This is a genomic window from Micromonospora sp. WMMD1082 (assembly GCF_029626175.1).
Classification (GTDB): domain Bacteria; phylum Actinomycetota; class Actinomycetes; order Mycobacteriales; family Micromonosporaceae; genus Micromonospora.
The window spans coordinates 4,038,756-4,051,042 of sequence record NZ_JARUBM010000002.1; the positions used below are offsets into that span (position 1 = coordinate 4,038,756).

The window sequence follows — 12,287 nt, forward strand, 5'->3', positions numbered from 1 at the left end:
GCCGATGTCGCTGCTCGCCAGATTCAGCCTCGCCAACCGAGGGTTGGTAGCCCTCATCGCGGTCGTGACCACGGCGTTCGGTGTCTACGCCGTGCCGTCGCTGAAGCAGCAACTCCTACCGTCATTGGAGTTCCCCGCCGCTTTCATCGTGGCCCAGTACCCCGGCGCCGCGCCGGAGGTCGTCGAGTCCCAGGTCGCCGAGCCGATCGAGAACAGCCTGCGGGGCATCGCGGGCCTCGACACGGTGATCTCGACATCCCGGGAGGGTCTGACCACCATCCAGGTGCAGTACGAGTTCGGTACCGACCTGGACGACGTGGTCAGCAAGATGCAGACCGCGCTAAACCGCGCCCAGTTGCCCGACGGCGTGGAGCCGCAGGTGATCGCGGGAAGCACCGACGACCTGCCGGCCGTGGTGCTCGCCGCGACCGGAGACGGTGACGAGCGGGCGCTCGCCGGAAAGCTGCGCGACACGGTGGTGCCGGAGCTGGCGGCGATCCCGGGCGTCCGCAGCGCCGAGCTGACCGGCGTGCGGGACGACCTCGTGGTGATCACGCCGGACCCGGCCAAGCTGGCGAAGGCGAAGGTGCCGCCGACGGCCATCGGCACCGCGCTCAGGGCCAACGGCGTGGCGGTGCCGGCCGGCGCCGTGCTCGACGGCGAGCGCACCCTGCCGGTGCAGGTCGGCGCCCCACTGGCCACCCTGGAGGACCTGCGCGGGGTGGTGGTCGCGCCGCCCGCCGGCAAGGCCGGCCCGGTCCGCCTCGGCGACGTCGCCACGGTTTCCGAGCAGCTCGCCCCGGCCACCGCGATCACCCGTACCAACGGTCGGGAGAGCCTCGGCATCGCGGTCACCGCGGACCCGGACGGCAACGCGGTGGAGATCTCACACGCGGTCGCCGACCGGCTCGCCGACCTGCGGGCCGCCACCGGCACCGAGCTGACCGTCGTGCTCGACCAGGCGCCCTTCGTGGAGAAGTCCATCAAGACGCTGAGCACCGAGGGGCTGCTCGGTCTGATCATGGCCGTGGTGGTCATCCTGGTGTTCCTGCTGTCGGTGCGCTCCACGGTGGTCACCGCGGTCTCCATCCCGCTGTCGGTGGTGGTCGCGTTGATCGCCCTCTGGATCGGTGACTACTCGCTCAACCTGCTCACCCTCGGTGCGCTGACGGTCGCGGTCGGCCGGGTGGTGGACGACTCGATCGTCGTGCTGGAGAACATCAAGCGCCACCTGACGTACGGCGGGCCGAAGCGGGAGTCCATCCTCACGGCCGTCCGTGAGGTGGCCGGCGCGGTCACCGCGTCGACGTTGACCACGGTGGCCGTCTTCGCCCCGATCGCGCTGGTCGGCGGCTTCGTCGGTCAGCTGTTCGCGCCCTTCGCGATCACGGTCACCGTGGCGCTGCTCGCCTCGCTGCTGGTGTCGCTGACGGTGGTCCCGGTGCTCGCGTACTGGTTCCTCAAGCCGGTGACCGGCGCGACCGACGGAGCCGCGATCCGCCGGGCCGCGGAGGAGCGCGAGCTGCGCAGCCCGCTGCAGCGGGCGTACCTGCCGGTGATCCGGTTCGCCACCGGGCGGCGGGCGTTCCGCTGGGCGACCCTGGCGGCGGGCCTGCTGGTGCTGGTCGGCACCGTCGGGCTGGCCCGCCAGTTGGAGACGAACTTCCTGGACGACTCCGGCCAGGACACCCTCAACGTCCGGCAGGAGCTGCCGGTGGGCACCGGGCTGGCCGGCACCGACGCGGCGGCCCGGCGGGTCGAGGCGGTGCTGGCGGGCACCCCGGGCATCGAGTCGTACCAGGTCACGGCCGGTGGCGGCGACACGCCCTGGGCCGGCACCGCCGGCAACAACGTGGCCAACTACGCGCTGCGGCTCGGCGGTGAGACCGATGCCAAGGCGATGCGCGGCGTGCTGCGGGAACGATTCGCGGCGCTCGGGCAGGAGGCCGGCGAGATCACCTTCCCGGCGGGGCAGGGCGGGGCGTCCGCCAACGAACTGGCGGTGGTCGTGCGGGCCGCCGACCCGGCGGCACTGGCCGACGCGGTGCGGCAGGCCGAGACGGCGCTGGCCGGCATCCGGGGCGTCGAGGACGTCTCGACCACCCTGGCCGACCGGGTACCGCGTGTCGACGTGACCGTCGACCGGGTCGCCGCCAGCCGGGCCGGGCTCACCGAGGCCGCCGTCGGGCAGCTGGTGTCGCAGGCGTTCCGGGGTACGCCCCTGGGCCAGGTGACCCTCGACGGCGGTGCCCGGGACGTGGTGCTGCGACTGTCGGCGACGCCGCCGGTCACGGTGGACGACCTGCGGTCGCTGCCGGTCGGCCCGGTGAAGCTGGACGACATCGCGGACGTCACGGAGACCACCGGGCCGCAGCAGGTGCGGCGGATCGACGGCGAGCGCAGCGCCTCGGTGACCGGCACGGTCACCGGATCCGACCTGGGCGCGATCAGCGCCGAGCTGCAGAGTCGACTCGACGCGATCGCCGTACCGGGCGCCACCCTCACCCTGGACGGCGTCAGCGCCGAGCAGCGGGAGACCTTCGCCGACCTGGGCCTGGCCGTGCTGGCCGCGATCGCGATCGTCTTCCTGATCATGATGGCGACGTTCCGCAGCGTGGTCCAGGCGTTGATCCTGCTGGTCTCCATCCCGTTCGCGGCCACCGGCGCGGTCGCCCTGCTGCTGGCCACCGGCACGACGCTGAGCGTGCCGGCGCTGATCGGCGTGCTCATGCTGGTCGGCATCGTGGTGACCAACGCGATCGTGCTGCTGGATCTGGTCAATCAGTACCGCGCCCAGGGCATGAGCGTCCGGGAGGCGGTGGTCGAGGGCGGGCGGCACCGGCTGCGGCCGATCCTGATGACCGCGATCGCCACCATCTTCGCGCTGACGCCGATGGCCTTCGGGCTCACCGGCGAGGGCGGCTTCATCTCCCGGCCGCTGGCGATCGTGGTGATCGGCGGACTGCTCAGCTCCACCCTGCTCACGCTGATCCTGGTGCCGACGCTCTACGCCATGGTGGAGGACACCAAGGTGTCGGTGCGCGGCCGGTTCCGGCCCCGTTCCGGCGACGCGCCCGAGGACGAGCGGCGGGACGTCGAGGGGACCGGTGCGGGTGCGGCGGGGCCGGCGACGGCGGCCGATCGGGTTCCGGTGGGCGCGGGGATCGGCGCCGCCACGACGGACGCCGGTAGGCCGGAGAGCCGGCCCGTCCCGGCGGCGCCCTCCGGGGCGCTGATCGAGGGAACCGACCAGTTCGAGGTGCTCCGGCTGCCGAGGAGCCGCAACTCACCGATCCCACCCGGCGAGTAACCGGCGTGCCCCGGAGGGTCCACCGACCCTCCGGGGTGCTGTCCGAGCGCCGACTCCACCACTGACGGTGGCCGGGTATGGTCCGCTGCGTGCCGTCCACCCTCTCGGTCCTCACCCGCAACCGGAGCTTCCGCAATCTCTTCCTGGCCGAGCTGGTGGTCTTCGGCGCCGACTGGTTCGTCATGGTGCCGCTGCTCGTCCTGCTGCCGAAGCTGACCGGCAGCGGGGTGTGGGGCGCCCTGGTGCTCGCGGTGGACACCGGCATCGTGGCGCTGCTGCTGCCGTACACCGGCACCATCGCGGACCGCTTCGACCGTCGCAAGATCATGATCGTCTCGAACGTCGCCGCGCTGGTCGGGGTCCTGCTCCTGCTCGGCGTACGCGGTGCCGGGACGGCCTGGCTGGCGCTGCTCGGCATCGGCGTGGTCGCGCTGGCCAAGGCGTTCTACTCCCCGGCGGCGCAGGCCGCCCTGCCGAACGTGCTCGAACCGGAGGAACTGGCCGCGGGCAACGCGGTCGCCGGATCGGCGTGGGGCACCATGACCGTCGTCGGGGCGTCGCTCGGCGGCGTGCTCAGTGCCGCGGCCGGGCCGTACGTGTGCTTCTGGGCGGGTGCGGTGGCGCTGGTGGTCGCCGCGGGCCTGGCCACACTCATCCGCCGCCCGTTGCAGGCGCCGCGCGAGCGGGGCACGGCGGTGCCGCAGACCTGGGCGGCCATCCGCGAGGCGCTGGGCTACATCGGGCACCGCCCACGGGTGCTGGCGTTGGTGACGGTCAAGTCGGCGGTGGGGCTCGGCAACGGCGTGCTGACCGTCTTCCCGCTGCTCGCCGGGGTGTACGGCGTCGGCGCGCTCGGCGCCGGCCTGCTGTTCGCGGTACGCGGTGCCGGCGCGCTGGTCGGCCCGATCCTGATGCGCCGGGTGCTGACCAACCGGGCCTGGTTGCTGCCCGGCCTGGCACTGTCCATGTCGGTGTACGGCCTGGCCTACCTCGGCACCTCGGTGGTGGCCTGGTTCCCGCTGGTGCTCGTGCTGGTCTTCGTGGCGCACTTCGCCGGCGGCAGCAACTGGGTGATGTCGAACTTCGCGTTGCAGGGCGAGGTGCCGGACCGGCTGCGGGGCCGGGTCTTCGCCACCGACATGATGCTGGCGACCCTGGCGATCTCCGTCAGCCAACTCGTGGTGGCGGCGGTGGTGGACGTGGTGGACGAGCGGGTGGTGCTGGCCGGCTGCGGACTGGTCACCCTGGCCTACGCGGTCGGCTGGCGGCTCGCCACCCGGCACCTCTCGCTCACCGAGGCGGATCCCGGCACGCCCGGCGAAGGCGCACAGCTCCGGGGGACGGCCGCCACGCCACGGGCCACCACCGTGCCGTAGGGGCCCGGCGTGGCACCGTACCGTCCCAGGAGTCGGGCGGTGGCCCGTCCGCCGGGGTGCGGGCCCTAGCATGGGCGCGTGCCGACCTCATTCGCCGCCGGTCCGGTCCGGGTCCGGGTTCCCGCCACCAGTGCGAACCTCGGACCAGGCTTCGACGCGCTGGGGCTCGCCCTCGCGCTCCACGACGACGTGGCCGCCGAGGTGACGGCGGGCGGCGTGACGGTGTCGGTGACCGGCGAGGGGGCCGGCGACCTGCCGGTCGACGAGGGGCACCTGGTGGTACGCGCCATGCGCGCGGCCTTCGACGCGCTCGGCGGGCAGCCGCCGGGGTTGGCGGTGGAGTGCGTGAACCGCATTCCGCAGGCGCGTGGCCTCGGCTCCTCGTCGGCGGCGATCGTCGCCGGGGTGCTGCTGGCCCGGGGCCTGGTGACGGAGGGGGAACACCGTCTCGACGACGAGGCGGCGCTGCGGCTGGCCGCCCGAATCGAGGGCCACCCGGACAATGTCGCGCCCTGCCTGCTCGGCGGCTTCACCGTGGCGTGGACGGAGCCCTCCGGCGCCCGGGCGGTGTCGCTGCCGGTGGCCGACGGCGTACGCCCGACGGTGCTGGTACCCGCCGAGCGGGGGCTGACCGCCTCGGCCCGTGCCGCGCTGCCGGCGACCGTGCCGCACGGTGACGCCGCGACCAACGCCGGCCGGGCGGCGCTGCTGGTGCACGCGTTGACCACGCAGCCGGCGCTGTTGCTGCCCGCCACCGTCGATCGGCTGCATCAAAAATATCGCGCGGCCTCGATGCCGGCGACGTCAGACCTGGTCAACGCGTTGCGTGAGGTCGGTGTGGCGGCCGTGGTCAGTGGGGCGGGCCCGACCGTGCTCGCCCTGTCTGAGCTGCCCGAAGGCTTCGACACGGGAACAGATTGGCAACTGCTGCGGTTGCCGGTAGACGTGCGCGGCGCACAGGTCGGGCGGGGTAGACTCGGACACGCGGAGCGGGACCCTGTTGCCGCAGGTCGGAAGAGTTGATTACGCTCTAGACTTAGCACAGCCGCGAAGCATGCGATCTCCTGCGGGTCGGCGCACCCCCGAAGCTCTCGGCGGTAAGCCCGTCACCCCTGCCTAGGCACACGCCGCACCGCAGTCTTCACTGGTCGCCGCAGACGGCGAAACCCGCTCACCGGTTTCCTGGTGGGTCGGGTGACCGACCGGCTGCTGTGTTACAGACTCCCGCGAAGCGTCATGCGAGGCGGGTGCACCGAGGCCGCCCGGCCACCTGTTGTCGATTCCGGGCAGCCCCGGCCTATCGAGGGAAGGAATCCATTGAGCGACACCACCGACGTGACGTCGGATGTTTCCAACGTCGCTGGCGATGCCACCACCGCTGCTCCTGCCCGTCGTCGGCGCAGCGGCACGGGCCTGTCGGCGATGCTGCTGCCGGAGCTGCAGAGCCTGGCCGCGTCGCTCGGCATCTCGGGGACGGCTCGCATGCGTAAGGGTGAGCTGATCAGCGCGATCACCGAGCGGCAGGGCGCTGCCGGGGCCCCTCGACCACGGGCCGAGGTCGCGGCGGCCGCCGCCCCGGTCCGCGAGGAGGTCCACGCGGAGGTACGGGACGCGGGTGAGCGGCCGGAGGCCGAGCGCCGTGGCGCCGAGCAACCGGCGGCGAGCGTCGAGAGCGAGGGCCGTGGCCGGACCCGGCGTAGCCGGACCGCCGTGTCGGAACCTCGCCCGGACGAGGCCGCCGTCGACGGCGAGCGGGCCGAGGGCCGCTCCGGCCGCGACCGTGGCGCCGACCGCACCGAGCGTGCCGACCGTGGCGACCGCGCTGAGCGTGCCGAGCGCACCGCCGACCGTGGCGACCGTGCCGAGCGGGGTGAGCGCGCCACCGAGCGTGGCGACCGCGCCGAGCGGGGCGACCGTGCTGACCGTGGCGACCGTGCCGCCGAGCGCGGCGACCGGGCCGAGCGCGGTGAGCGCGCCGCCGATCGTGGCGACCGGGGCGAGCGTGGCGCCGATCGTGGCGACCGGGCCGAGCGGGGCGACCGTGGGCAGCGTGCGGAGCGGGACAACGACGGTGACGACGACGAGGGCGGCGGTCGGCGCAGCCGGCGCAGCCGCTTCCGGGACCGCCGGCGGGGCCGTGGTGACCGCGGCGAGTCCGGCGGCGGCGAGGGCGGTCGCGAGCCGCAGGTCGGCGAGGACGACGTGCTCGTGCCGGTGGCCGGCATCGTCGACGTGCTCGACAACTACGCCTTCGTCCGGACCACCGGCTACCTGGCCGGCCCGAACGACGTGTACGTGTCGATGTCCCAGATCAAGAAGTACGGCCTCCGGCGTGGTGACGCGATCACCGGTGCGGTGCGGGCGGCGCGCGACGGCGAGCAGCGGCGCGACAAGTACAACCCCCTGGTCCGGCTGGACACCATCAACGGGATGGAGCCGGACGAGGCCAAGCGCCGGCCGGAGTTCTACAAGCTCACCCCGCTGTACCCGCAGGAGCGGCTGCGGCTGGAGACCGAGCCGCACATCCTCACCACCCGGGTGATCGACCTGGTCATGCCGATCGGCAAGGGGCAGCGGGCGCTCATCGTCTCGCCGCCGAAGGCCGGTAAGACGATGGTGCTCCAGGCGATCGCGAACGCGATCACGCACAACAACCCGGAGTGCCACCTGATGGTGGTGCTGGTCGACGAGCGGCCCGAAGAGGTCACCGACATGCAGCGATCGGTCAAGGGCGAGGTCATCGCGGCCACGTTCGACCGCCCGCCGCAGGACCACACCACCGTCGCCGAGCTGGCGATCGAGCGGGCCAAGCGCCTGGTCGAGCTGGGGCACGACGTGGTCGTGCTGCTCGACTCGGTGACCCGGCTCGGCCGGTCGTACAACCTGGCGGCGCCGGCCAGCGGCCGGATCATGTCCGGTGGTATCGACTCCACCGCGCTCTACCCGCCGAAGCGGTTCCTCGGCGCGGCCCGCAACATCGAGAACGGCGGCTCGCTGACCATCCTCGCCACCGCCCTGGTGGAGACCGGTTCCATGGCGGACACGGTCATCTTCGAGGAGTTCAAGGGCACCGGTAACGCGGAGCTGAAGCTGGACCGGAAGATCGCCGACAAGCGGACCTTCCCGGCCATCGACATCCACCCGTCCGGCACGCGCAAGGAGGAGATCCTGCTCGCGCCGGAGGAGCTGGCCATCGTGCACAAGCTCCGCAAGGTGCTGCACTCGCTGGACTCGCAGGCGGCGCTGGACCTCCTGCTGGACCGGCTCAAGCAGTCCCGGACCAACATCGAGTTCCTGATGCAGATCGCCAAGTCGACGCCGGGGGAGTGACCTCCGCCGGGTAGATCGACGAAGGGGCGCGGCCGGCATCGGCCGCGCCCCTTCGGCATGCCCGGTGCACGATCCGCACGGGCTGGCAGGAATGCTTCTGCCGGGCGGTGGGAATGCGCCGGGACGGCCCGGCGTTGATCCGGCCGGACCAGCTGGTACGGCCCGCTTTCCGGGTCGGCCGACGCCCATGGCAGACTGGTCAATCGGCCACCGGTTCCGGTTCACGCCCGCACGCATCAGCAGCCAGGGCGACCCGGCGACCACGACGAGAGGACCGAGGCGACATGAAGCCCAACATCCACCCGGAGTACGTGACCACCGAGGTCACCTGCTCCTGCGGTAACACCTTCACCACCCGCAGCACCGCCAAGGGCGGCTCGATCCACGTCGAGACGTGCAGCGCCTGCCACCCGTTCTACACGGGCAAGCAGCGCGTCCTGGACACCGCTGGTCGGGTCGCGAAGTTCCAGCAGAAGTACGCCAAGGTTCAGGGCAAGAAGGCCAAGTAGCTCCTCGTCCGACGCCCGCGTCCGGTTTCCCCGGGCGCGGGCGTCGTCCGTCTGTGTCCCGGTCTCCCCGCCGTCCAAGGAGCGATCCCCAGCATGAGCAGCGAGCGCCTGGCCGCCCTCCTCGACGAGTACGCCGAGTTGGAGCGGCGGCTGGCCGATCCCGCCATCCACGCCGACCAGGGCACCGCCCGTCGGGTCGGCCGCCGGTACGCCGAACTGGTGCCGCTGCACAAGGCCGCCGGGGAGCTGGCGCAGGCCCGGGCGGATCTCGCCGCCGCGCGGGAGCTGGTCGCCGAGGACCCCTCCTTCACGGCCGAGGCCGAGACGATCGCGGCGACGCTGCCGGGGCTGGAGGAGCGGCTCGCCGAGCTGCTCATCCCGCGCGACCCGCACGACGCGAAGGACGTCATCGTCGAGATCAAGGCCGGTGAGGGCGGCGAGGAGTCCGCGCTGTTCGCCGGTGACCTGCTGCGCATGTACACCCGGTACGCGGAGCGGCGCGGCTGGCTCACCGAGGTGATCGACGCCCAGGATTCGGACCTCGGCGGGGTCAAGGACGTCTCGCTGGCGATCAAGACCAAGGGCGTACCCGAGGGTGGCAACGGCGTGTGGTCCCGGTTGAAGTGGGAGGGCGGCGTGCACCGGGTGCAGCGGGTTCCGGTCACCGAGTCGCAGGGGCGCATCCACACCAGCGCGGCCGGCGTGCTGGTGCTGCCGGAGGCCGAGGAGGTCGACGTCACCATCGACCCGAACGAGCTGCGGATCGACGTGTTCCGCTCGTCCGGGCCGGGCGGCCAGTCGGTGAACACCACCGACTCGGCGGTGCGGATCACCCACCTGCCCACCGGCATCGTGGTCTCCTGCCAGAACGAGAAGTCCCAGTTGCAGAACCGGGAGCAGGCGATGCGGATTCTGCGGGCCCGGCTGCTCGCCGCCGCGCAGGAGCAGGCCGACGCCGCCGCGTCGGACGCCCGCAAGGCCCAGGTGCGTACGGTGGACCGCTCCGAGCGGATCCGCACGTACAACTTCCCGCAGAACCGGATCACCGACCACCGGATCGGGTACACCGCGTACAACCTGGACCTGGCGCTCGCCGGGGAGCTGGACGGCGTGCTCGACGCGCTCAGCGAGGCCGACCGGGCCGCCCGCCTGGCGGGTGAGGCGGAGCTGGCCCGTCGCTGACGCCGGTCAGCCGCTGCGTGGTCGGTCCTTCGCCCGCAGCATCTCCCGGTCGGCGGCCTCGAAGGCGGCGCCGAGCGCGTCCCGCTGGCCCGGACCGGCGGCACCCACCTGGGCGAAGCCGATGCTGACGCCGACCGGGGTGCCCGGGACGAGGGACTCCCAGTCCTCGGTGCGCACGGCGCTGTCGATGCGGCGCGCCACCTCGGCCGCCTCGGCCATTCCCGCTCCGGGCAGGACCACCACGAACTCGTCGCCGCCGTAGCGGGCCACGAAGTCGCCCCGGCGCATCACCCTGTTGATCACCCCGGCGACGCGCTGGAGGACCAGGTCCCCCGAGTGGTGCCCGTGCCGGGTGTTGACCGCCTTGAACCCGTCCAGGTCGCAGACGCCGATCACCACCTGTTCACCCCGGGCGACCACGGCCGCGATGTAGCGCTCCAGCCGGCGCCGGTTCGGCAGGCCGGTCAGCGGGTCGGTCAGCGCCTCGCCCTCGAACCGCGCCGCCTCGCGGCGCATCTCCTCGTGGTCGATCCGGGCCGCGATGCCGTCGATGTAGACGTCGCGGAGCCGGTCGTGGCGCTGGGCGGCGAGCCGGAAGGCCAGCCGGTCTGCCCGGTGCGCGGCGGCGTGGTCGCCGGCCCGCGCCAGCGCCATGCTGCGCAGCCGGGCCGGCTCGGCCGCGCCGAGCGTCTCGGCGGAGACCTGGATGGTGTCCAGTCGGGCGACCGCCTCGATCGGCCGGCCGCCGGCGATGGCCAGGCAGACCTGGCCGAGCTGGCGCATGTCGCGGGCGCGGGCGCTGTCCGCGCCGTGCCCGAGCAGCCGGTACGGGTCACGGCCCGCCGCGACGACGTCGTCGCCGAGCGCGGATCGGCGGGCCGCGGCGTAGCCGTAGGCGGCCAGGCTGCTGGGGCGCAGCCGGTCGGCGCGCCCGGCGGCCACGAACCGGTCGAGATCGCTCGCGACATCCCGCAGTACGCGCAGGCAACCGTCGCTGTCGCCGGTGTGGTCCAGCGCGACCGCGTTGCGCAGCCGGATGCCCGGTGCGGCGAAGGTCTCCTCCGGGATCCCGGCGGCCGTGCCGAGCTGACGGGCGCGTTCGATGGCGCCCAGCGCGTACCCGTGGAAGCTGAGGTAGGAGTAGGCCATCGCGAGGTCGTGCCAGCCCCAGGCGGTGTCCCGATCCGGGTCCTCGACCGCACCGAGCGCCCGGGCGGCCTTGACCAGGTGCGTCACGCAGCGGTCCAGCGCGCCCTGATGGTGGGCGGCCAGCGCGGCCAGCGCGTTGAGGTGCCCGTGCAGGTAGGGCTCGGCGAGATCGCGTACCGCGGCGGAGGCCTCCTCGATGGCCCGGGTGTACTCGGCGGTGCGGCCGAGATTGATCAGTGCGGAGAGCCGCTGCACCAGCGCGTCGGCGCAGGTGTGTGGATCGCGGGTGGTACGCAGCACCCGCTCCAGGATCCCGTACGCCTCGGCGGAACGGCTCACCTCCTGCAACGCCCGCGCCTTCGTCAGGGCGTCAACCTGGTCATCGACCCGGTCGAGCCAACCCACCCGCGACCTCCCGTCGGTGTGCCGCGGCTGCACCCGCTTATGCACGTGCACGGCGACGCTTCATGATTATTGCGTGACCGCCGCGCCGCAACACCCGTCCGAAGGGACGAGACGCCACCGTCCCACTCCCGTGGTGGCCCGTGCGGCCCGTACCCTCGCCGCCGCGGGCGTCGCCTCGGCCCGGGCGGAGGCGGAGCTGCTGGCCGCGTACGTGCTCGACGTGCCCCGGGGGCGGCTGGCCCTCGCCGACGGGTTCACCGACGGGCAGCTCGACAGCTACCAGGCGCTGGTGGCCCGGCGATCCCGACGGGAGCCGTTGCAGCATCTCACCGGTAGCGCCGGCTTCCGGCACCTGGAGCTGGCCGTCGGGCCGGGTGTCTTCGTGCCGCGTCCGGAGACCGAACTGCTCGCCGGCTGGGGCGCCGACCAGGCCCGCCAGGCCGATGGTGAGCGGGCCGGGGGGCGTGCGGGGCCGCTGGTGGTGGACCTGTGCAGCGGGTCGGGGGCGATCGCGCTGTCGGTCGCCCACGAGGCGCCGTCGGCCCGGGTGGTCGCGGTGGAACGATCGCCGGCCGCGCTGTCCTGGCTGCGGCGCAACGCGGCGGCCCGGTCCGCTGCCGGCGACCGGCCGATCGAGGTGGTCGAGGCGGACGCCACCGATCCGGACCTGCTGGGCGACCTGGTCGGCCGGGTCGACGTGCTGCTGTGCAACCCGCCGTACGTCCCGCAGGCCGTGGCCGTGCCGCCGGAGGTGGCCGGGCACGACCCGGCGGAGGCGGTGTTCGGCGGGGCGGATGGCCTGGCCGTCATCCGCCCGGTGATCGACCGGGCGGCGGCCCTGCTGCGTCCGGGCGGGGTGCTCGGCATCGAGCACGACGACACCCATGGCACGGCGGTGCCCGGCCTGCTCGCCGCGGACGGCCGGTACGCGGCGATCGTCGACCGTGACGACCTCGCCGGCCGGCCGCGTTTCGTCACCGCGTCCCGCCGGCCGGACGCCCACCACCCGACGCGGCCGTGACGTGG

At 73.4% G+C, this 12,287-nt stretch carries 8 protein-coding genes; 7 read left to right on the forward strand and 1 reads right to left on the reverse strand.

Going from position 1 to position 12,287, the window contains the following annotated elements; translation table 11 throughout:
• Positions 1-4: 4 nt before the first annotated feature.
• The 6 genes from O7615_RS18540 (at position 5) to prfA (ending at position 9,707) form a co-directional block, all read left to right on the forward strand.
• The gene (locus O7615_RS18540) at positions 5-3,310 is read left to right on the forward strand and encodes an efflux RND transporter permease subunit (protein ID WP_278178961.1); all 3,306 of its coding nucleotides are present in this window, start codon (positions 5-7) and stop codon (positions 3,308-3,310) included.
• 89 nt (positions 3,311-3,399) lie between these two features.
• A complete protein-coding gene (locus O7615_RS18545) occupies positions 3,400-4,686 on the forward strand; it encodes an MFS transporter (RefSeq protein ID WP_278178962.1) in 1,287 nt (428 codons plus the stop codon).
• A gap of 78 nt (positions 4,687-4,764) precedes the next feature.
• Positions 4,765-5,709, forward strand: a complete 945-nt coding sequence (gene thrB, locus O7615_RS18550; protein ID WP_278178963.1) for a homoserine kinase — start codon at positions 4,765-4,767, stop codon at positions 5,707-5,709.
• 294 nt (positions 5,710-6,003) lie between these two features.
• On the forward strand, positions 6,004-8,016 hold the full coding sequence (rho, locus tag O7615_RS18555; protein ID WP_278178964.1) for a transcription termination factor Rho: 2,013 nt from the start codon (positions 6,004-6,006) through the stop codon (positions 8,014-8,016).
• Positions 8,017-8,300: 284 nt separating this feature from the next.
• Entirely contained in the window at positions 8,301-8,525 is a 225-nt protein-coding gene (gene rpmE, locus O7615_RS18560; protein ID WP_278178965.1) for a 50S ribosomal protein L31, read from the forward strand.
• Between the two features lie 93 nt (positions 8,526-8,618).
• Positions 8,619-9,707, forward strand: a complete 1,089-nt coding sequence (gene prfA / locus O7615_RS18565) for a peptide chain release factor 1 (protein ID WP_278178966.1) — start codon at positions 8,619-8,621, stop codon at positions 9,705-9,707.
• 6 nt (positions 9,708-9,713) lie between these two features.
• Here the strand turns inward: prfA and O7615_RS18570 are convergent, their stop codons facing one another.
• Positions 9,714-11,261, reverse strand: a complete 1,548-nt coding sequence (locus tag O7615_RS18570) for a GGDEF domain-containing protein (RefSeq protein WP_278178967.1) — start codon at positions 11,259-11,261, stop codon at positions 9,714-9,716.
• A 73-nt stretch (positions 11,262-11,334) separates the two neighbouring features.
• Between O7615_RS18570 and prmC the strand changes: the two genes are divergently transcribed.
• Entirely contained in the window at positions 11,335-12,282 is a 948-nt protein-coding gene (prmC, locus tag O7615_RS18575) for a peptide chain release factor N(5)-glutamine methyltransferase (RefSeq protein WP_278178968.1), read from the forward strand.
• Positions 12,283-12,287 lie beyond the last annotated feature (5 nt).